Origin of the sequence: Pseudomonas putida (assembly GCF_028682455.1) — a bacterium.
Lineage (GTDB): Bacteria > Pseudomonadota > Gammaproteobacteria > Pseudomonadales > Pseudomonadaceae > Aquipseudomonas > Aquipseudomonas putida_AA.
In genome coordinates this window covers 739,632-758,484 of sequence record NZ_JANHLD010000004.1, presented here as the reverse complement: position 1 = coordinate 758,484, position 18,853 = coordinate 739,632, and the positions used below count along the sequence as shown (strand labels likewise).

Annotated in this window: 20 protein-coding genes and 2 tRNA genes; 16 read left to right on the top strand and 6 right to left on the bottom strand. The window is 59.6% G+C overall.

Annotated features, from left to right (window positions below; all coding sequences use genetic code 11):
- Positions 1-38: 38 nt before the first annotated feature.
- Together NPS58_RS26765 and NPS58_RS26760 are read right to left on the bottom strand one after the other, a co-directional pair.
- Positions 39-115: transfer RNA gene (locus tag NPS58_RS26765), tRNA-Met, on the bottom strand.
- A gap of 133 nt (positions 116-248) precedes the next feature.
- A tRNA-Met gene (locus tag NPS58_RS26760) sits at positions 249-325 on the bottom strand.
- Positions 326-547: 222 nt separating this feature from the next.
- Here NPS58_RS26760 and dinB point away from each other — a divergent pair.
- Positions 548-1,612 carry a DNA polymerase IV gene (gene dinB, locus NPS58_RS26755; protein ID WP_274118222.1) on the top strand — a complete coding sequence of 355 codons (1,065 nt, stop codon included), beginning with the start codon at positions 548-550 and terminating at the stop codon, positions 1,610-1,612.
- A 45-nt stretch (positions 1,613-1,657) separates the two neighbouring features.
- On the opposite strand, the gene NPS58_RS26750 is transcribed toward dinB, so the two are convergent.
- The 3 genes from NPS58_RS26750 to NPS58_RS26740 all read right to left on the bottom strand — a co-directional run bounded on the left by NPS58_RS26750 (position 1,658) and on the right by NPS58_RS26740 (position 5,785).
- Positions 1,658-2,611, bottom strand: a complete 954-nt coding sequence (locus NPS58_RS26750) for a hypothetical protein (RefSeq protein WP_274118221.1) — start codon at positions 2,609-2,611, stop codon at positions 1,658-1,660.
- Positions 2,612-2,629: 18 nt separating this feature from the next.
- Entirely contained in the window at positions 2,630-4,345 is a 1,716-nt protein-coding gene (locus tag NPS58_RS26745) for a proline--tRNA ligase (RefSeq protein WP_274118220.1), read from the bottom strand.
- 168 nt (positions 4,346-4,513) lie between these two features.
- Positions 4,514-5,785 (bottom strand): OprD family porin, encoded by a 1,272-nt coding sequence (locus NPS58_RS26740; RefSeq protein WP_274118219.1) that lies wholly within the window; start codon positions 5,783-5,785, stop codon positions 4,514-4,516.
- An 818-nt stretch (positions 5,786-6,603) separates the two neighbouring features.
- On the opposite strand from NPS58_RS26740, the gene NPS58_RS26735 reads away from it, so the two are divergent.
- Together NPS58_RS26735 and NPS58_RS26730 are read left to right on the top strand one after the other, a co-directional pair.
- Positions 6,604-7,029, top strand: coding sequence for an HIT family protein (locus NPS58_RS26735; RefSeq protein WP_274118218.1), 426 nt, complete (start codon positions 6,604-6,606; stop codon positions 7,027-7,029).
- A gap of 3 nt (positions 7,030-7,032) precedes the next feature.
- Positions 7,033-7,239 (top strand): SlyX family protein, encoded by a 207-nt coding sequence (locus NPS58_RS26730; RefSeq protein ID WP_028943062.1) that lies wholly within the window; start codon positions 7,033-7,035, stop codon positions 7,237-7,239.
- A gap of 81 nt (positions 7,240-7,320) precedes the next feature.
- Here the strand turns inward: NPS58_RS26730 and NPS58_RS26725 are convergent, their stop codons facing one another.
- Positions 7,321-7,908: a cold-shock protein gene (locus NPS58_RS26725; protein WP_274118217.1), complete on the bottom strand. Its 588-nt coding sequence runs from the start codon at positions 7,906-7,908 to the stop codon at positions 7,321-7,323.
- Between the two features lie 312 nt (positions 7,909-8,220).
- Here NPS58_RS26725 and NPS58_RS26720 point away from each other — a divergent pair, with 312 nt between their 5' ends.
- The 13 genes from NPS58_RS26720 (at position 8,221) to tolB (ending at position 18,845) form a co-directional block, all read left to right on the top strand.
- Positions 8,221-8,694 carry a Dps family protein gene (locus tag NPS58_RS26720; protein WP_274118216.1) on the top strand — a complete coding sequence of 158 codons (474 nt, stop codon included), beginning with the start codon at positions 8,221-8,223 and terminating at the stop codon, positions 8,692-8,694.
- Positions 8,695-8,929: 235 nt separating this feature from the next.
- On the top strand, positions 8,930-9,256 hold the full coding sequence (locus tag NPS58_RS26715) for a ribbon-helix-helix domain-containing protein (protein ID WP_274118215.1): 327 nt from the start codon (positions 8,930-8,932) through the stop codon (positions 9,254-9,256).
- Positions 9,257-9,348: 92 nt separating this feature from the next.
- Positions 9,349-9,570 carry an FmdB family zinc ribbon protein gene (locus tag NPS58_RS26710; RefSeq protein WP_274118214.1) on the top strand — a complete coding sequence of 74 codons (222 nt, stop codon included), beginning with the start codon at positions 9,349-9,351 and terminating at the stop codon, positions 9,568-9,570.
- A gap of 94 nt (positions 9,571-9,664) precedes the next feature.
- Positions 9,665-11,440, top strand: a complete 1,776-nt coding sequence (aspS, locus tag NPS58_RS26705; protein WP_028943067.1) for an aspartate--tRNA ligase — start codon at positions 9,665-9,667, stop codon at positions 11,438-11,440.
- Between the two features lie 122 nt (positions 11,441-11,562).
- Positions 11,563-12,309, top strand: coding sequence for a YebC/PmpR family DNA-binding transcriptional regulator (locus NPS58_RS26700; protein WP_274118213.1), 747 nt, complete (start codon positions 11,563-11,565; stop codon positions 12,307-12,309).
- Between the two features lie 117 nt (positions 12,310-12,426).
- Positions 12,427-12,951, top strand: a complete 525-nt coding sequence (gene ruvC, locus NPS58_RS26695) for a crossover junction endodeoxyribonuclease RuvC (protein WP_274118212.1) — start codon at positions 12,427-12,429, stop codon at positions 12,949-12,951.
- Positions 12,952-13,059: 108 nt separating this feature from the next.
- Positions 13,060-13,668: a Holliday junction branch migration protein RuvA gene (gene ruvA, locus NPS58_RS26690; RefSeq protein ID WP_028943070.1), complete on the top strand. Its 609-nt coding sequence runs from the start codon at positions 13,060-13,062 to the stop codon at positions 13,666-13,668.
- Positions 13,669-14,724, top strand: a complete 1,056-nt coding sequence (ruvB, locus tag NPS58_RS26685) for a Holliday junction branch migration DNA helicase RuvB (RefSeq protein ID WP_274118211.1) — start codon at positions 13,669-13,671, stop codon at positions 14,722-14,724. It abuts the gene before it with no gap.
- 126 nt (positions 14,725-14,850) lie between these two features.
- On the top strand, positions 14,851-15,306 hold the full coding sequence (gene ybgC / locus NPS58_RS26680) for a tol-pal system-associated acyl-CoA thioesterase (protein WP_051270482.1): 456 nt from the start codon (positions 14,851-14,853) through the stop codon (positions 15,304-15,306).
- Positions 15,307-15,308: 2 nt separating this feature from the next.
- Positions 15,309-16,004 (top strand): protein TolQ, encoded by a 696-nt coding sequence (tolQ, locus tag NPS58_RS26675; protein WP_010223192.1) that lies wholly within the window; start codon positions 15,309-15,311, stop codon positions 16,002-16,004.
- 14 nt (positions 16,005-16,018) lie between these two features.
- Entirely contained in the window at positions 16,019-16,471 is a 453-nt protein-coding gene (tolR, locus tag NPS58_RS26670) for a protein TolR (protein WP_065761580.1), read from the top strand.
- On the top strand, positions 16,471-17,547 hold the full coding sequence (gene tolA, locus NPS58_RS26665) for a cell envelope integrity protein TolA (RefSeq protein ID WP_274118210.1): 1,077 nt from the start codon (positions 16,471-16,473) through the stop codon (positions 17,545-17,547). The genes tolR and tolA overlap by 1 nt, the downstream gene beginning before the upstream one ends.
- Positions 17,548-17,600: 53 nt before the next feature.
- Positions 17,601-18,845: a Tol-Pal system beta propeller repeat protein TolB gene (gene tolB / locus NPS58_RS26660; RefSeq protein ID WP_051270484.1), complete on the top strand. Its 1,245-nt coding sequence runs from the start codon at positions 17,601-17,603 to the stop codon at positions 18,843-18,845.
- Positions 18,846-18,853: the final 8 nt, after the last annotated feature.

The window sequence follows — 18,853 nt, the reverse complement described above, 5'->3', positions numbered from 1 at the left end:
AAAAGGCCACTTTTTGCAAAGTGGCCTTTTCTGTTGTTTGGTTGCGGGAGCCGGATTTGAACCGACGACCTTCGGGTTATGAGCCCGACGAGCTACCAGACTGCTCCATCCCGCGTCTGATGTGGCGGATTCTACAGCGTTTGGCAAAGCTGTCAACGCTTAATTATTGATTTACAATAATTTTATGCCTGGGCACTTTCTTCAGGCAAAGAAAAAGGCCACTCGTTAGAGTGGCCTTTCTTTGAATCTGGTTGCGGGAGCCGGATTTGAACCGACGACCTTCGGGTTATGAGCCCGACGAGCTACCAGGCTGCTCCATCCCGCGCCTGTGAGATGAATTCTACAGTTATGCGCTGGGGTGTCAAGCGCTCATTTTAAGAAATCCTTTTTTCTTCAAATGCTTAGCGCTCTCTATTGGTGCCGCAGGGCAGTTGTACCGTGGCTTGCAGGGTAAAAATGTGTATGTTTATCCAGTGCCTGTGATGCGCGGGGCGTGGCGCAATGAGATACTGCCTACCCGCCCAACTACCTTTGCCTACGGTTGACGATGTCCCAGCGCAAGATCATCCACATTGATTGCGATTGCTTTTATGCCGCCATCGAGATGCGTGACGACCCGCGCCTGGCGGGGCGTCCGCTGGCCGTGGGCGGCTCGGTGGAACGGCGCGGGGTGATTGCTACCTGCAATTATGAGGCGCGTGCCTACGGCGTGCGGTCCGCGATGTCGTCCCGACATGCCCTCAACCTGTGCCCCGACCTGTTGATCGTCAAGCCACGCATGGATGCCTATAAAGAAGCATCCCGCGAGATCCAATCGATTTTTCGCGACTACACCGACTTGATCGAGCCGCTGTCGCTGGATGAAGCCTACTTGGATGTGTCGGACAGCTCCTGGTTCGCGGGCAGTGCAACGCGCATTGCTGCCGATATCCGTCGACGGGTGGCCCAGCAACTGCACATCACGGTGTCGGCCGGTGTGGCTCCAAACAAGTTCCTGGCCAAGATCGCCAGCGACTGGCGAAAGCCCAACGGCTTGTTTGTCGTTACACCTGATCAAGTGGAAGATTTCGTCGCAGCGTTGCCGGTCGGCAAGTTGCATGGCGTGGGCAAGGTGACGGCAGACAAGCTCGGCCGCCTGGGCATCATCAGTTGCCTCGACCTGCGCGGTTGGACGCGCTTGGCCCTGGCCCGAGAATTTGGCAGTTTTGGTGAGCGTCTGTGGGGGCTGGCGCGAGGAGTCGACGATCGTCCAGTGCACAACGACAGTCGCCGGCAGTCGGTGAGCGTTGAAAACACCTATGACACCGACTTGCCGGACCTGGCCAGTTGCCTGGAGAAGCTGCCTGAGCTGCTGGAAACCCTGGCGGGACGCATGGCGCGTATCGACGACAGTTACCGGCCGGGCAAGCCCTTCGTTAAAGTGAAGTTTCACGATTTTACCCAGACCACCCTTGAGCAAGCCGGAGCAGGGCGGGATCTTGGCAGTTACCAGCTACTGCTGAGCCAGGCGTTTGCCCGGGGCAGCAAGCCGGTGCGGCTGTTGGGGATCGGTGTGCGCTTGCAGGATTTGCGTGGGGGCCATGAGCAATTGGAACTGTTTGCGCGCGACTGAATGAAAAAACGCCAGCAAGCTGGCGTTTTTCAAGGGTGAGGTTGCTCAGTGTACGCCAGGGTCGGCGACCAGGCGGCCGGCATCCTTGGTCAGGGACTGCAGAAACTCCTGTTGCAGCTCAGGATCGTTGCGAGTCAGCTCGATCAGGCTCTGCTCCAGTTCGCTGGCTTCCTCTTCCAGACCCAGCTCCGACAGTCGCTTGACCCGGTGCACCCACTGGCTGACTTCGTCGTCTTCCAGGTCGTCGAAGATCAGGTCGTGAGCTTCAACCAGTTTGCCGCGCAAGGCGCTGCTGATCAGCAGGCTGGCGTCACCGCGCACGTTGTTGTCTTCGTCGGCAACTTGCAGGTGCAAGGTGCCGATATGGGTCAAATTCTGCTCGGTGAACGGGCTGTCGAGCAGGTTCAGGTGCAGTACGCCGTTGCGGTCTGTGGCCAGCGTGTGGCCGACCTTGCCGGCCTTGACCTCGACCGGACGATCGCTCCACGGCAGGCTGGTGTATTCCTGGCGTTTGTCCTTCTGCACCTCGGTGATCCCGGCAAGGTTCTGCTGGGCGCGGCCGTTGGACTGAGTGTTCATGAGCGGGTTGAGCCCATCGACGCCATAGCTCAGCCAGTCATGCGTCACGCTTTCGGGCAGGTTGCCCAGGGCGAAAATGTTGACCACGTTGGCGCCGACGCCAGCGACCACGGCTACCGCGCCCAGGGGGATTTCGTAGACTTCCCGCCAGGGCTGGTAAGGCGTGTAGCGATCATAGCGACGCGTCACTTCGAACTCGGTAACTTCGAAGTTCTTCTGTTCGTTGATGCGCACACGCCGTTGCGGTAGCTCGAGTACCTTGGGGTCCCCGACATCGATCTGCAGGCTGTGTTCGAGCAGCTTGCGCTCGATGCGTTCCTCATGCTCGCTGCGCTGGGACATCTGGTTGGCGCAGCCGCTGAGCAACAGGGCGCCGCACAGTGCGGCGCCTCCCAGGGTAAAGGTACTTCGCTTGAACATGATTACTCTTGCGTTAGCTTAGCGGCGGATGCGGGCTTGCAGGAAGGACAGCACCTCGGCCAGTGGCAGCGGTTGCGCGTCACGCTCCTTGCGGTGCTTGTATTCCAGGTTGCCTTCGGCCAGGCCGCGATCGCTGATCACGATCCGGTGTGGAATGCCGATCAGTTCCATGTCGGCGAACTTGATCCCAGGGCTGGTTTTCTTGTCGCGATCGTCCAGCAGTACTTCGAAACCTGCGGCGGTCAGCTCGGCATAGAGCTTGTCGGTGGCTTCGCGAACCTGTTCGGTCTCGTAGCGCAGCGGTACCAGGGCGATCTGGAACGGGGCCAGGGTGTCGCTCCAGATTATGCCGTTCTCGTCGTAGTTCTGCTCGATGGCGGCAGCCACCACGCGGGATACGCCAATACCGTAGCAACCCATGCTCAGGGTTACCGGCTTGCCGTTCTCGCCCAGTACCTGGCACTTGAGCGCTTCGCTGTACTTGGTGCCCAGCTGGAAGATATGCCCCACCTCGATGCCGCGCTTGATCACCAGGGTGCCCTTGCCGTCCGGGCTCGGATCGCCTTCGACGACATTGCGCAGGTCGGCCACTTCAGGGACGGGGAGGTCACGCTCCCAGTTCACGCCAAAGTAGTGCTTGTCGTCGATGTTGGCGCCGATGCCGAAGTCGCTCATCAGTGCTACCGAGCGGTCGATGATGCAAGGCAACGGCAGGTTCAGCGGGCCGAGGGAGCCAGCGCCTGCGCCAATGGCCACGCGCAGTTCTTCGTCGGTGGCCATGACCAGCGGGCTGGCAACCTGTGGCAGGTTGGCGGCCTTGATTTCGTTCAGTTCGTGGTCGCCGCGAACGATCAGGGCAATCAGCTTGCCTTCTTCGGCGGCACGCACGATCAGGGTCTTAACGGTTTTTTCGACCGGCAGGCGGTAGTTTTCCACCAGTTGTGCGATGGTCTTGGCGTCCGGGGTATCGACCAGGCGCAGTTCTTCGGTCGGCGCAGGGCGCACGGTTTCCCGAGGAATGGCTTCGGCTTTCTCGATGTTGGCGGCGTAGTCGGAGCTGTCGCTGAAGATCACATCGTCTTCACCGGACTCGGCCAATACGTGGAATTCGTGGGAGTAGCTGCCACCGATGGAGCCGGTATCAGCCTGCACTGGGCGGAAGTCCAGGCCCAGGCGGGTAAAGACGTTGCTGTAGGCCTGGTGCATGCGGTCATAGGTTTCCTGCAGGGAAGCCTGGTCGGCATGGAAGGAGTAGGCGTCCTTCATGATGAATTCGCGGCCACGCATCAAGCCGAAGCGTGGGCGGATCTCGTCACGGAATTTGGTCTGGATCTGGTACATGTTCAGCGGCAGCTGTTTATAGCTGTTGAGCTCATTACGGGCCAGGTCGGTGATCACCTCTTCGTGGGTAGGGCCCACGCAGAAATCGCGACCATGACGGTCCTTGAGGCGCAGCAGCTCAGGGCCGTACTGCTCCCAGCGACCGGATTCCTGCCACAGCTCGGCAGGCTGGATGCTGGGCATCAACACTTCCAGGGCACCGGCGGCGTTCATTTCCTCGCGCACCACCGTTTCGACCTTGCGCATTACCCGAAGGCCCATCGGCAGCCAGGTATAAAGGCCGGAGGCGAGTTTGCGGATCATGCCGGCGCGCAGCATCAGCTGGTGGCTGATGACCACTGCATCGGACGGGGTTTCTTTCTGGGTAGCGAGCAAATATTGACTGGTACGCATGGTAGGCCGTTGTCGGTTGCTTGAACTTTAAATGACCCCGCATTGTACGGGGGCGATTCGGTGGCGTACAGGATGCCGGAGCACGAAGGTGTTGTCAGCCCGAATCGACACAAGAAAAAGCCCGGCAGTGCCGGGCTTTTTGTACCGAGATTACCGAAAGCCCAGGGCTTACAGGATGCTCAGTGGGTACTCGACGATCAGGCGCAGCTCGTCGATGGACGGCGAACCGTAGTAGACGCCGTCGGCGGAGCGGTAGGTGGCCTGGCGGACGCGGAAGCTCAGGTCCTTGGCTGGGCCATCTTGCAGGACATACTTGGCTTCGATGTCGCGTTCCCATTCCTTGCCGTTGGTGGTGCCTTCGACGTTGGCGCCTTCACCGGTGACGTAGCGAGCCATGAAGCTCAGGCCTGGTACGCCATAGCTGGCCATGTTCAGGTCGTAGCGAGCCTGCCAGGATTTTTCGTCTTCGGCGTTGAAGTCGGAACGGGCCACGGAGTTGGCCAGGAAGATGGTGCCGCCACCGTCCACGCCGTAGGCGTAGTCACCGTCACCGGTAATTTGCTGGTGGGCGATGGTGAAGGTGTGAGCGCCGATGTTGTAGGCGGCCGAGAGGCTGTACGCCTGGTTGTCCAGTTCGGTTTCACCGTCGAAGGTGCGAACCAGGCCAGCGCCGTCGCTCTTGGTGTCGTAGAAGTTGACGTCGAAGACCAGGCCGGAATCATCGCTGATAGGCAGGGCCCAGTTGATGTTGGCGTAGTACTTGCGCCAGTAGTCTTCAACTTTCGAGTAGTAGAGGCTGGTGCTCAGGTTGTCGGTGAAGGCGTAGGTGCCGCCGAACACGTCAGCCTTGGTCAGGTGCAGGCTGTCGCGGAAGGTCTGGGCTTGAGCGTTCAGGCCGGTGAAGTGACCCGCGTGCAGGGTCAGGCCTTTGATCTCATCCATGGTGATGAGCGCGCCTTCGGCAACTTCTGGCAGCAAGCGGCTGTCGTCAGTGGCCAGAACCGGCAGGGCGGTGAATTGGTTGCCGACTTTCAGCACGGTGTCGGAGATGCGCAGTTTGACCGCGCCGCCACCCTCGGAGTAGTCATCTTGCGAACGACCGTCGGAACCCTCAGGGAACAGGCCGGTACCCGCGCGACCCTTGCCGCTGTCCAGCTTCAGGCCCAGCATGCCGATGGCATCGACACCAAAGCCGACGACGCCCTGGGTGAAGCCTGACTCGTAGGTGCCGAGGAAGCCCAGGCCGGTTTCTTCTACGCGGCTTTGCGAGCCGTTAGGTACGTTGCGAAAGTCACGGCTGAAATACAGCATGCGGGTTTTGACATTGAGCTTGCTGTCTTCGATAAAACCTTTGGACTCATCCTGAGAAGAGGCCACAGCCATCTGCGAGGTGCCGGCTGCAACAGCCAGGGCGATAATGCTCCACTTCATCACGCGCATCGTGATTTGCTCCTTTGGTTTTTAGGAAGAGTACTGCCGTCGCCGATTGGTTTTTTTATGCGGCGCGGCTCTTTCTTTTTGTGTCGGCGGAAATGTATATCACGCAGACTGTTGTTTGCGATATGGGGGAAAAGATACTTTCGGTAACTTTACGGTCATGTCGCTAACTGTTATGTCCCTGTCGCAAATCACGTCCCGAATTTACGGGGCGTACAACTCCAGCGCTGTTCAAGACGGTAGAGGAGGTAGGTCAGTACACGCTATCCCCGATTCCCCGAACTCCCTGGTTCACCCATGCAGCTGTTGTTATTTGTCGCGCTCCACCGCAGCAATGCAGGTGTCGTGCCGACTGTGGCGGATGAGAAAGCAATAACCGTGCTCAAAACGTGGGGCAGTTCACGAAATTTTCACTTGGACCGGGGCTGAAGCGAGCGAACCCCCGTAAAACCGGGGGCTAAGAACCTTTGGTTAGCTTGGGTTGGCCAGCTGGGAATAAGCGAGAAAGTTGCCCTGAGAGTCAAAGCGTTACCGGGCATTGAGGTGTGCTGAGTAGTTTGCGGATGCTTTGTGGGCTCGATGGTGTCGATAGGCTCTATTTTGGTGCGAAAAGTAGCGTTTCGTAACCCGGGTGCTCGTTACCACCTCCCTTGGGGGCAGGAAAGTCGACCGGGGCATGTGAACCAAAGCAGTGCAATCCGCTATTCAATAGCAGGTCGGCAATGCTCTGGCGAGCGATCGGAGGTATCCTGCAGCAAGCGGTCTGCAGCACAGGTCAGGTGCGCGTGGGCGAGGTATTAAACAGTTGTAGGAGATTTTCAGTGTTTGTTATGGATCCGCGTCTGCAGGAAGACACCTTCGTTCTGGGCGACTTCCCTCTTAGTCGGCTCTTGTTGAGCAAAGACGCCAACTATCCCTGGTTTATTCTGGTGCCGCGTCGCGCCGATATCAGTGAATTGTTTCAACTTGATGACAAAGACCAGCAGCAACTCTGGGGCGAAACCACGGCCCTGGCTGAAACCCTCAAGGACAGTTTTGCCGCCGACAAGATGAATGTCGCCACACTGGGCAATGTCGTCAGTCAATTGCACATGCACGTTATTGTGCGTCGACGCAATGATCCGGCCTGGCCTGCCCCGGTCTGGGGAAACAAACCGGCGGTTGCCTACACTGCCGAGCAGGTCGCGGACATTCGCCAGCGTCTCAAAACGGTTCTGGATGATGACTTCACATTTGCCGAGGAGTGAATCATGACGCTTGAAACGCGGATTACCGAATTGGAAAGCCGCCTGGCATTTCAGGACGACACGCTGCAGGCCCTCAATGATGTGCTGGTCGATCAGCAGCGAGTGGTGGAGCGCCTGCAATTGCAGATGGCGGCGTTGCTCAAGCGATACGAGGAAATGGTCGGGCAGTACCAGAGCAGTGAGGAAGAAGCGCCCCCGCCTCATTATTAAGAGGCAACCCCCCTTGATGGTGGAGGCAGGTACAAAAAAACCGCGGTCGCTCAGGCGCCGCGGTTTTTTGTTTGCGGTGGATCAGCGCCGTGGGGCGGCGATTACATCTTCAGCTTGCAGGCCCTTGTCGCGGTTCATGACCGAGAACTCGACGCGCTGGCCTTCGACCAGGACGCGGTGGCCTTCGCCACGAATGGCGCGAAAGTGGACGAAGATGTCGTCGCCCGAGTCGCGGGAGATGAAACCGAAGCCCTTGGACGTGTTGAACCACTTCACCGTGCCGGTATCGCGGTTGCTCATGTCGTACTGGGTATGAGAGGTGCGGGTAGAGCCAGTCCTGATGAAGGCGGCAGCCAGGTGCAGCATTACCGCAAGCAGGGTGCAGCCAAGTGCTGGCAGGTTGCCCAGTTCCGGGCGGGCCAGCAGGGTGAGGGTCTGCAGGACCACGGCAGCGACCAGCAGGCCGCTGGCCAGGCGTTGCAAGTGCAGGCGAGCACCTTTGTAGTGCTGCGGTACCACGGGGGCAAGCAGCAGGTTGAGCAGGCCGAAAAGTGCCAGGTAGACGGCCTCCGGTTGCTGCACGAGTGAAACGGCATCGGCCCTGAGGCTGGGTATGAAGGACAGCAGCAAGGCTGCAGCGCCCGTCAACAAGTGGACGATCTTGAACATGTTGGTTGGCTCACATTGATAAGGCAGATCACAGGAAGAGCTGACGTCACGGCGCGCATTGGGTTAAGAAGCGCAAAAACGTGAGAAGAAGGCCAGCCTATGCGCCCCTGCACTAACAATCCTCAGGGACGGCACGCTGCCTATTTAACAGCAAAGCCCCAGGCTTCTCAAATGATCGGCAAGCCGCGTGTCGCTTGGCCTTGCGGCAGCCTGCTGCACTGTGTCGCAGGTCGGAGGCTGCAGGGGGTGGCAACTCTTGATACAGTGGGGTGTACCTGCTTGATGATCAAGCATCATGGAAAGGGGAATGATATGGCAATTGATATTGGTATAAGCGAAGAAGATCGCAAGTCTATCGTCGACGGCTTGTCGCGACTGTTGTCGGATACTTATGTACTTTATCTGAAGACCCATAACTTCCACTGGAACGTGACCGGGCCTGCCTTTCGTACATTGCATTTGATGTTCGAGGAGCAATACAACGAGTTGGCCCTGGCTGTGGACTCCATTGCCGAGCGCATTCGCGCCCTGGGGTTCCCGGCGCCCGGCGCTTATTCGATCTACGCGCGCCTGTCGTCCATCAAGGAAGAAGAAGGAGTACCGGCTGCCAATGAAATGATCAAGCAACTGGTGGAAGGGCAGGAGGCCGTGACCCGTACGGCTCGCAGCATCTTCCCGCTGCTGGACAAGGTCAGCGACGAGCCCACTGCCGACTTGCTCACCCAGCGCATGCAAGTACACGAGAAAACTGCCTGGATGTTGCGCTCGTTGCTCGAAGAAAAGTAATGGCCGCATCACTTTAAAGCGCTCGTGCCTGGAAACAGGCCCGGGCGTTTTTCATTGAGGGGGAAGCGTTTCTTTCGTTTCATTATTCCCGGCGTTTTGCCGAGTAATCCTACGGCGAGAGTGAGTTGGTCTGCTGGAATCAAACAGTACGGCGGCGCTTTATTAAGGCATGTTCCCGAGCGGACGAGTGGCCCGGGATTGTTTCCCTGTTCGATAAACGCGCGTGGTGCTGGCGATGCCTGGATGGATGGATGACAGGAAGTGTGTGGGTGGGATTGGCGAGGAAGGTGTCGATCCGTTCGAGGCCGATTTCAACATGAGCCTGGCGCAGCCGCTCTCCCGTTCGGTGCGCCTGAACGGGTTTTCCACGTGCCTGCGCCTCGAGCAGGTCTATTGGCGGATCCTCGAACGTATCGCCACAGCCAATCGATGCTCGGTCAACGCCGTGCTGTCGTACGTGGACCGAGAGGTACACCTGCGCCACGGTGGGGTGAAAAACTTCAGTGGCCTGATCCGGGTGGTCTGCGTGGCCTATCTGCTGGGGACGCAAGTGACACGCTAGTCAGTGCCGGGCTGCACAGCACTCCTTAACCATATATAATCCCGCGCTTTACTGCCTGAACCAGCCTGCGCTGTGGTTAACGAGACACGCCTATGCCCATGTACGACTATCAATGTGCTTCCTGTGACCACCAGATGGAAGTCCTCCAGAAGCTCAGCGCCGCGCCGTTGACCGATTGCCCGGCGTGCCAGAAGCCCGAGCTCAAGAAGCTGATTTCTGCGCCAGGTTTTCGCCTGGGCGGTACAGGTTGGTACGAAACCGACTTCAAGACCGGTGCCAAGAAGAACCTCGCAGGCGGCGACAAGGCCGACTGAGTTGAATTGCACCGGCAGGGTCTTGCACTATTAGCCCTTTGTGGCGCCAAGGCCTCCACTGAACATACGAATGACGAGAAGCGAAACCACCATCATGATGCGCAGCCATTATTGCGGCCAACTGAACGAGAGCCTGGAAGGTCAGGAAATTACCCTTTGCGGATGGGTCCATCGTCGCCGCGACCACGGCGGGGTGATTTTCCTCGATATCCGTGATCGCGAAGGCATGGCCCAGGTCGTCTTCGACCCGGATCGCGCAGACAGCTTTGCCGCTGCCGACCGCGTGCGCAGCGAGTACGTGGTGCAGATCACCGGTAAGGTGCGTCCGCGTCCGGCTGGCGCTGTCAACGCCAACATGGCTTCCGGCGCCATCGAAGTACTTGGCTACGAGCTGACCGTGCTGAACGAAGCGGAAACCCCGCCGTTCCCGCTCAACGAGTACTCCGACGTCGGCGAAGAAACCCGCCTGCGCTATCGGTTCATCGACCTGCGTCGTCCAGAAATGGCCGAGAAGCTGCGCCTGCGCTCGCGGATCACTTCCAGCATCCGTCGCTACCTCGATGAAAACGGCTTCCTGGACGTCGAGACGCCGATCCTCACCCGTGCCACTCCTGAAGGTGCGCGTGACTACCTGGTGCCAAGCCGTACCCACGCCGGCAGCTTCTTTGCCTTGCCGCAGTCGCCACAGCTGTTCAAGCAGCTGCTGATGGTCGCCGGTTTCGACCGCTACTACCAGATCGCCAAGTGCTTCCGTGACGAAGACCTGCGTGCCGACCGCCAGCCGGAATTCACCCAGATCGACATCGAGACCAGCTTCCTCGATGAATCCGAGATCATGGGCCTGACCGAAAACATGATCCGCAAGCTGTTCAAGGAAGTCTTGGACCTGGAGTTCGGCGAATTCCCGCACATGACTTTCGAAGAAGCCATGCGCCGCTACGGTTCCGACAAGCCAGACCTGCGCATTCCGCTGGAACTGGTCGATGTTGCCGATCAGCTCAAGGACGTCGAATTCAAGGTCTTCAGTGGTCCGGCCAACGATCCGAAGTGCCGCGTAGCCGCCCTGCGTGTACCTGGCGCCGCCAGCATGCCGCGTAGCCGCATCGACGAGTACACCAAGTTCGTCGGAATCTACGGTGCCAAGGGCCTTGCCTACATCAAGGTCAACGAGCGCGCCAAGGGCGTCGAAGGCCTGCAGTCGCCGATCGTCAAGAACATCCCTGAAGCCAACCTCAATGTGATCCTCGATCGCGTTGGTGCGGTCGATGGTGACATCGTTTTCTTCGGCGCCGACAAGGCCAAGATCGTCAGCGAGGCGCTGGGCGCCCTGCGGATCAAGGTCGGCAACGACTTCAACCTGCACACCTGCGAGTGGGCGCCGATGTGGGTTGTCGACTTCCCGATGTTCGAAGAGAACGACGACGGCAGCTTCACCGCGCTGCACCACCCGTTCACCGCGCCCAAGTGCAGCCCCGAAGAGCTGGAGGCCAACCCGGCCACCGCCCTGTCGCGCGCCTACGACATGGTCCTCAACGGTACCGAGCTCGGTGGCGGTTCGATCCGTATCCACCGCAAGGAAATGCAACAGGCGGTGTTCCGTCTGCTGGGTATCGAAGCGGCTGAACAGGAAGAGAAGTTCGGCTTCCTGCTCGACGCTCTGAAGTTCGGTGCGCCGCCTCACGGTGGTCTGGCCTTTGGCCTGGATCGCCTGGTCATGCTGATGACCGGCGCGCAGTCGATTCGTGAAGTCATCGCCTTCCCGAAAACCCAGAGTGCTGCCTGTGTCATGACCCAGGCCCCAGGCCTGGTCGATGCCAAGGCCCTGCGCGAGTTGCACATCCGTCTGCGCGAACAGCCCAAGGCTGAGTAAGCAGACCCCGGGCGCATCCACATGGATGCGCCTTTGCGTTCAGCGGTACAGATTTCATGGTTCCTGCCCGGTGTCATGCCGGGCAGGTGCGTAGTATTGTTTCAAAGGATTCGGAGTGCGTTATGGCTGGTCATTCCAAATGGGCAAACATCAAGCACCGCAAGGAGCGTCAGGACGCCAAGCGGGGCAAGATCTTCACCAAGTGGATTCGTGAGTTGACCGTCGCCGCCAAGCAGGGCGGTGGCGATCCGAACTCCAACCCGCGGCTGCGCCTGGCCCTGGACAAGGCCCTGGGTGCCAACATGAGTCGCGACATCATCGATCGGGCCGTTGCCCGTGGTGCTGGCGCTACCGAAGCCGACAACGTCGAAGAGCTCAGCTACGAGGGCTACGGCCCAGGCGGTGTAGCGATCATGGTCGAGGCCATGACCGATAACCGGAACCGTACGGCTGCTGCGGTGCGTCATGCATTCAGCAAGTGCGGTGGCAACCTGGGAACGGATGGCTCGGTGGCTTACCTGTTCGAGCGCAAGGGGCAGATCTCCTTTGCCGCCGGCACCGATGAAGACGCGCTGATGGAAGCGGCCATGGAAGCCGATGCCGATGATGTGGTCAGCAATGATGACGGCTCGTTCGATGTCTTCACCTCGTTCGCCAGCTTCTATGCCGTGCGCAACGCGCTGGAAGAGGCCGGCTTCAAGGCGGCGGACGCGGAGATCGTGATGCAGCCGACCACCAGCGCCGAACTGGACCTGGACGGCGCACAGAAGGTGCTCAAGCTGATCGACATGCTCGAGGACCTGGACGACGTGCAGAACGTCTACTCCAACGCCGAGATTCCGGACGAAGTGATGGAAAAACTCAGCTAAGGTACAGACCTGGCTGGTTGGAAGCCGGACCCGCCTGCAGTTGCGATGCGACTGCAAGCGGGTCCGGCTTCTGTCTTTGGAACGACGCCCACGGGCGTCAATGAATACGCAGGCGATATGACTCTGATTCTTGGCATCGACCCCGGCTCGCGCATCACCGGCTACGGTGTGGTGCGCCAGGGGGCGCGGGGCTGCGAATATGTGGCATCCGGGTGTATTCGAACCGGCAGCGGCGAGTTGCCGGAGCGCTTGCAGATTGTGTTTCGCGGTGTGCGTGAAATCATTCGGCAGTATGGGCCGGTGACCATGGGCATTGAGCGGGTGTTCATGGCACGCAACGCCGATTCGGCGCTCAAGCTGGGCCAGGCCCGCGGCGCGGCTATCGTTGCGGCCATCGAAGAAGGTCTGGAGATTGCCGAATACAGTGCGACCCAGGTCAAGCAGGCGGTTGCCGGTACCGGCGGGGCCAACAAGGAACAGGTGCAGATGATGGTCATGCACCTGCTCAAGTTGACCCAGAAGCCGCAAATAGATGCCTCCGATGCCCTGGCCATCGCCCTGTGCCATGCGCACACGCGTTCCAGCCTGTTGCCCCACGGCCTGGGCACCGCTCGCAGCCGTAGCGGACGCTTGCGGCTCTGATAGCATCATGAGTTGAAACAAATTTTGACCGGGCAATGCCTTCGGCCATTGCATTTGCTGTTAGGGTTGACCGGTTGTTTGCCGGCGCCCATGAGGAAGGATCGCAACGTGATTGGACGTTTGCGCGGCACACTGGCTGAAAAGCAGCCGCCGCACCTGATTGTCGATGTCAACGGCCTGGGCTATGAACTCGAAGTGCCCATGACTACCCTGTACCGTCTGCCCAAGGTAGGTGAGGCCGTGACCTTGCATACCCATCTGGTGGTGCGCGAGGATGCTCACCTACTCTACGGCTTCCATGAAAAGCGCGAGCGAGAGCTGTTCCGCGAGCTTATCCGGCTCAACGGCGTCGGCCCCAAGCTGGCCCTGGCGCTGATGTCGGGTCTGGATGTCGATGAGCTGGTGCGCTGTGTCCAGGCGCAGGACGCCTCGGCCCTGGTCAAGGTGCCTGGTGTCGGCAAGAAAACCGCAGAACGCCTGCTGGTCGAGCTCAAGGACCGATTCAAGGCCTGGGAAACCTCGCCGGCTATGTTCGCCCTGGTACCGAACGGTCCCTCGCCGATTGCCACCGTATCCAGTGCCGAGGCCGATGCCGTGAGCGCCCTGATCTCGCTGGGCTACAAGCCCCAGGAGGCCAGCAAGGCGGTTGCCGCCGTCGACGCCAAGGGCTTGAGCAGCGAAGAGCTGATCCGTCGCAGCCTGAAGGGAATGATCTAAGTGATTGAAGCCGACCGACTGATAGCCGCCACCGGGCGTGACCGCGAAGAGGTCCAGGACCGGGCGATCCGTCCCCTGCGTCTGGCCGAGTACATCGGCCAGCCGGTGGTGCGCGAGCAGATGGCCTTGTTCATCCAGGCCGCCCGTGGGCGCAGCGAATCGCTGGATCACACCTTGATCTTCGGCCCTCCGGGGCTTGGCAAGACCACCCTGGCCAACATCATTGCCCAGGAAATGGGCGTCTCGATCAAGAGTACATCCGGGCCGATTCTCGAGCGTCCTGGCGACCTGGCCGCCTTGTTGACCAACCTTGAGCCCCACGATGTGTTGTTCATCGACGAAATCCATCGGCTGTCGCCGATCGTCGAGGAAGTATTGTACCCAGCCATGGAAGACTTCCAGCTCGACATCATGATCGGCGAAGGCCCCGCAGCCCGCTCGATCAAGCTCGACCTGCCGCCCTTTACCCTGGTCGGCGCCACCACCCGGGCGGGCATGCTGACCAACCCGTTGCGCGACCGTTTCGGTATCGTCCAGCGCCTCGAGTTCTACAACACCGAAGACCTGGCCACCATCGTCAGTCGCTCCGGCGGCATTCTCGGCTTGCCGATCGAGGATGATGGGGCCTTTGAGATCGCCCGGCGTGCACGGGGTACGCCGCGAATCGCCAACCGCCTGCTGCGCCGGGTACGTGACTTTGCCGAAGTACGCGGCAAGGGTCATATCACCAAGCCTATCGCCGACATGGCGCTCAACCTGCTGGATGTCGACGAGCGCGGCTTCGACCACCAGGACAGGCGCCTGCTGCTTACCATGATCGAGAAGTTCGACGGTGGTCCGGTAGGCGTCGACAGCCTGGCAGCTGCGATCAGCGAGGAGCGCCACACCATCGAGGACGTGCTCGAGCCCTACCTGATCCAGCAGGGCTACATCATGCGCACGCCACGAGGGCGAGTGGTTACCCGCCACGCCTACCTGCATTTCGGTTTGAACATCCCCAATCGACTGGGCGAGCCGAGCAGCAGCGAAGGTTTTTCTGCCCAGACCGATGAATGACAGATTTATCCAGTGATTTTGTGGTCCTATCGGCTGGCATGGAAGGACCACGCTGGCAATACGACATAATCGATTAAAAAACAGTTGCCGGGGCGGATTGGCAAGCTGAGGAGTTAGCACTAGAGTATGCGCGCGCAAAATGGGCTTGAGCCGTTCGCACACCGTTGTCGGGTCTACTACGAAGATACCGATGCGGGCGGCGTGGTGTATTACGTCAACTACCTGAAATTCATGGAGCGTGCCCGCACCGAGCGGTTACGCGCACTGGGTTTTGCCCAGTCGGCACTGGCGCAGGAGAACCTGCTGTTCGTGGTCCACTCCAGCGAGGCGCGCTATCACGCGCCTGCGCGGCTGGACGATGAATTGCGGGTTACCGCGCAAGTGCTTGAGTTGAACCGGGCCAGTCTGCGTTTCGTACAGCAGGTCTGGCGTGAAAAAGATGCAACGCTGCTCTGCGAAGGGCAGTTCCTGGTGGCCTGTGTGCGCGCCGATACTTTCAAACCCCGGGCCATTCCCCCCGCGCTACGTACGGCATTTGCCGAGGCGGGCGATCCGGGTACTCATTCAAATGCAGGAGATTAAGCGTGGAAGCTAACGTCGTCGACCATACCTCCATGTGGAGCCTGGTCAGCAATGCCAGCATCGTGGTACAGCTGGTCATGCTGATTCTGGTTGCCGCATCGGTAACGTCATGGATCATGATTTTCCAGCGCAGCACCATGCTGCGCGCCGGTCGTCGAGCCCTGGACAGCTTCGAAGAGCGCTTCTGGTCGGGTATCGACCTGTCCAAGCTGTACCGTCAGGCCGGCAGCAATCCGGACCCTGATTCGGGCGTCGAGCAGGTCTTCCGTGCCGGCTTCAAGGAATTTTCCCGCCTGCGTCAGCAGCCCGGCGTCGATCCTGATGCGGTGATGGAAGGTGTCGGCCGCGCCATGCGCGTTGCCATCTCCCGCGAAGAAGAAAAGCTTGAGCAAAGTCTGCCGTTCCTGGCCACTGTGGGTTCCACCAGCCCGTACATCGGTCTGTTCGGTACCGTGTGGGGTATCATGAACTCCTTCCGCGGCCTGGCCAGCGCTCAGCAGGCCACCCTGGCCACTGTAGCCCCGGGCATCGCCGAGGCGCTGATCGCCACCGCCATCGGCCTGTTCGCCGCGATTCCAGCGGTTATCGCCTACAACCGTTTCGCTGCCCGCAGTGAAGTCTTGATCGGCCGTTACTACACGTTCGCCGACGAGTTCCAGGCCATCCTGCACCGTAAAGTGCACACCAGCGAAGAGTGATCAGGTAAAAGCCCATGGCCCGAGTTCGCCACAAACGCAAGCCGGTCGCCGAGATGAACGTGGTGCCATACATCGACGTGATGTTGGTACTGCTGGTCATTTTCATGGTGACCGCACCGATGCTCAACCAGGGCGTGAAGGTCGACCTGCCCAAGGTTTCCAGCGAAGCCTTGCCGCAGGACAACAACGTCCAGGTCCTGACCATTTCGATCAAGGCTGACAAGACCTACTACTGGAACCTTGGCAGTGAAGTCGACACCGACAAGCAGATGGACAAGGCCATGACCTTGCCGCAAATGACCGACGCCGTGACCAAGATCATTGCCGCCGGACGTGACCAGGGTAAGCAGACCCAGGTATTCATCCGTGGCGACAAGTCGGTTGACTACGGCGCGGTCATGGGTGCCATGGGCGGGTTGCAGAAGGCAGGTGTCGGTAACGTTGGCCTGATTACCGAGGCGCCCTGATGCAACAGCGAGAGCCATCCGCCTCGGAAAGCTATTTCTGGCCCAGTGTCTGGGCCATTGCGCTGCACGTCCTGGTGTTCGGCATGCTGTTCGTCAGCTTTGCCATGACCCCTGAACTGCCGCCGGCCAAGCCTATCGTCCAGGCAACCCTGTACCAGCTCAAGTCCAAGAGTCAGGCCACCACCCAGACCAATCAGAAGATTGCCGGGGAAGCCAAGAAGACTGCTTCGCGTCAAACCGAAGAAGAGCAGATGGAGCAAAAGAAGGTCGAGCAGCAGGCTGTGAAGGCTGCGGAACAAAAGAAGGAAGAGGCTGCTCAAAAGGCCGAAGAGGCCCGTGAGGCTGCCGAAGCGAAGAAAGCCGAGGAAGCGAAGAAGGCCGACGAGGCGAAGAAAACCGCCGAGGCCAAGAAAGCCGAAGAAGCGAAGAAGGCCGCTGAAAAGCAACAGGCCGATATCGCCAAGAAGAAGGCCGAGGAAGAAGCCAAGAAAAAGGCTGACGAAGAGGCCAAGAAACAAGCGGCTGAAGAAGCCAAGAAGAAAGCTGCCGAGGACGCCAAGAAGAAGGCGGCCGAGGATGCGAAGAAAAAAACAGCGGCTGAAGAGGCGAAGAAAAAAGCCGCCGAGGACGCCAAGAAGAAAGCCGCAGCTGATGCGGCCAAGAAGAAGGCACAGGATGCAGCCCGCAAGGCGGCGGAAGACAAGAAAGCCCAGGCCCTGGCCGAGCTTCTGTCGGACACCACCGAACGGCAGCAGGCCCTGGCTGACGAGCAGGGCGACCAGGTAGCCGGCGATTTCGACGACCTGATCCGTGCACGTGCGGCCGAGGGCTGGGCACGTCCACCTTCTGCGCGCAAGAACATGACGGTGGTTCTGCAGATCGGCATGTTGCCCGATGGCACCATTACCTCGGTGAGCGTAGCCCGCTCCAGTGGCGATGGTCCGTTTGACAGCTCGGCTGTTGCCGCGGTCAAGAACATTGGCCGTCTGACCGAAATGCAGGGTTTGAAACCGAGCGAATTCAATCCCTATCGTTCATTCAAGATGACATTCACACCTGAGGATCTAGCCTTGTGATTAAACTTCTTCGAGGACTGCTGGTCGTTCTCTGCTGCGCAGCAGGGATCGCCATGGCAGAGGAAAAGAACATTCTGGTCACCAGTGGCAGTGACCGGGCAACGCCTATCGCGGTCGTGCCGTTCGGTCTGCAGGGCGGTAGCGTACTGCCGGAAGACATGGCTGACATCATCGGTAATGACCTGCGCAACTCCGGTTATTACTCGCCCATCCCGCGCCAGAACATGATCAGCCAGCCAAGCCAGGCCAGCGAAGTGATCTTCCGCGACTGGAAAGCCCTGGGTGCCCAGTACGTGATGGTCGGCAGCATCGTGCCAGCGGGCGGTCGCCTGCAGGTGCAGTACGCCCTGTTCAACGTAGCAACCGAGCAGCAAGTGCTGACCGGCAGCGTCTCGGGCAGCGTCGATCAGCTGCGCGACATGTCGCACTACATCGCCGACCAGTCGTTCGAGAAACTCACCGGCATCAAGGGTGCGTTCTCTACCCGCATGCTGTACGTGACCGCCGAGCGATTCTCCACCAACAACACCCGCTACACCCTGCAGCGTTCGGACTACGATGGTGCGCGCGCAGTGACCCTGCTGCAATCGCGTGAGCCGATCCTGTCGCCCCGCTTTGCACCCGATGGCAAGCGCATTGCCTATGTGTCGTTCGAGCAGAAGCGTCCACGCATCTTCGTTCAGCACATCGATACGGGTCGTCGCGAGCAGATCACCAACTTCGAAGGCCTCAACGGTGCACCGGCCTGGTCGCCGGATGGTTCGCGCCTGGCGTTCGTACTGTCCAAGGACGGCAACCCGGACATCTACGTGATGAACATGGGCTCGCGTCAGCTGTCGCGCGTCACTGCAGGTCCTGGCATCAACACCGAACCGTTCTGGGGCAAGGATGGTTCGACCATCTACTTCACCTCCGACCGTGGCGGCAAGCCGCAGATCTATAAAACCAATGTTTCGGGTGGCGGTGCTGAACGTGTAACTTTCGTTGGTAACTACAACGCCAACCCTAAACTGTCGGCGGATGAAAAGACCTTGGTGATGATTCATCGCCAACAAGGTTTCACCAACTTCAAAGTGGCTGCGCAAGATTTGCAACGTGGCAGTGTAAAGATTCTCTCTGAAACAAGTCTTGATGAGTCCCCCACTGTTGCGCCTAACGGCACCATGCTAATCTACGCCACCCGCCAGCAGGGCCGGGGAGTCTTGATGCTCGTCTCTCTCAACGGACGCGTGAGGCTCCCGCTTCCTACCGCTCAAGGCGAAGTCAGAGAACCGTCCTGGTCCCCTTACCTGAACTGACGCGGCGC

Coding starts and splice junctions, on each gene's coding strand:
- dinB (WP_274118222.1), top strand. CDS start 548: ATGTCCCAGCGCAAGATCATCCACATTGATTGCGATTGCTTTTATGCC.
- NPS58_RS26750 (WP_274118221.1), bottom strand. CDS start 2,611: ATGTTCAAGCGAAGTACCTTTACCCTGGGAGGCGCCGCACTGTGCGGC.
- NPS58_RS26745 (WP_274118220.1), bottom strand. CDS start 4,345: ATGCGTACCAGTCAATATTTGCTCGCTACCCAGAAAGAAACCCCGTCC.
- NPS58_RS26740 (WP_274118219.1), bottom strand. CDS start 5,785: ATGCGCGTGATGAAGTGGAGCATTATCGCCCTGGCTGTTGCAGCCGGC.
- NPS58_RS26730 (WP_028943062.1), top strand. CDS start 7,033: ATGACGCTTGAAACGCGGATTACCGAATTGGAAAGCCGCCTGGCATTT.
- NPS58_RS26725 (WP_274118217.1), bottom strand. CDS start 7,908: ATGTTCAAGATCGTCCACTTGTTGACGGGCGCTGCAGCCTTGCTGCTG.
- NPS58_RS26720 (WP_274118216.1), top strand. CDS start 8,221: ATGGCAATTGATATTGGTATAAGCGAAGAAGATCGCAAGTCTATCGTC.
- NPS58_RS26715 (WP_274118215.1), top strand. CDS start 8,930: ATGCCTGGATGGATGGATGACAGGAAGTGTGTGGGTGGGATTGGCGAG.
- NPS58_RS26710 (WP_274118214.1), top strand. CDS start 9,349: ATGCCCATGTACGACTATCAATGTGCTTCCTGTGACCACCAGATGGAA.
- aspS (WP_028943067.1), top strand. CDS start 9,665: ATGATGCGCAGCCATTATTGCGGCCAACTGAACGAGAGCCTGGAAGGT.
- NPS58_RS26700 (WP_274118213.1), top strand. CDS start 11,563: ATGGCTGGTCATTCCAAATGGGCAAACATCAAGCACCGCAAGGAGCGT.
- ruvC (WP_274118212.1), top strand. CDS start 12,427: ATGACTCTGATTCTTGGCATCGACCCCGGCTCGCGCATCACCGGCTAC.
- ybgC (WP_051270482.1), top strand. CDS start 14,851: ATGCGCGCGCAAAATGGGCTTGAGCCGTTCGCACACCGTTGTCGGGTC.
- tolR (WP_065761580.1), top strand. CDS start 16,019: ATGGCCCGAGTTCGCCACAAACGCAAGCCGGTCGCCGAGATGAACGTG.
- tolA (WP_274118210.1), top strand. CDS start 16,471: ATGCAACAGCGAGAGCCATCCGCCTCGGAAAGCTATTTCTGGCCCAGT.
- tolB (WP_051270484.1), top strand. CDS start 17,601: ATGGCAGAGGAAAAGAACATTCTGGTCACCAGTGGCAGTGACCGGGCA.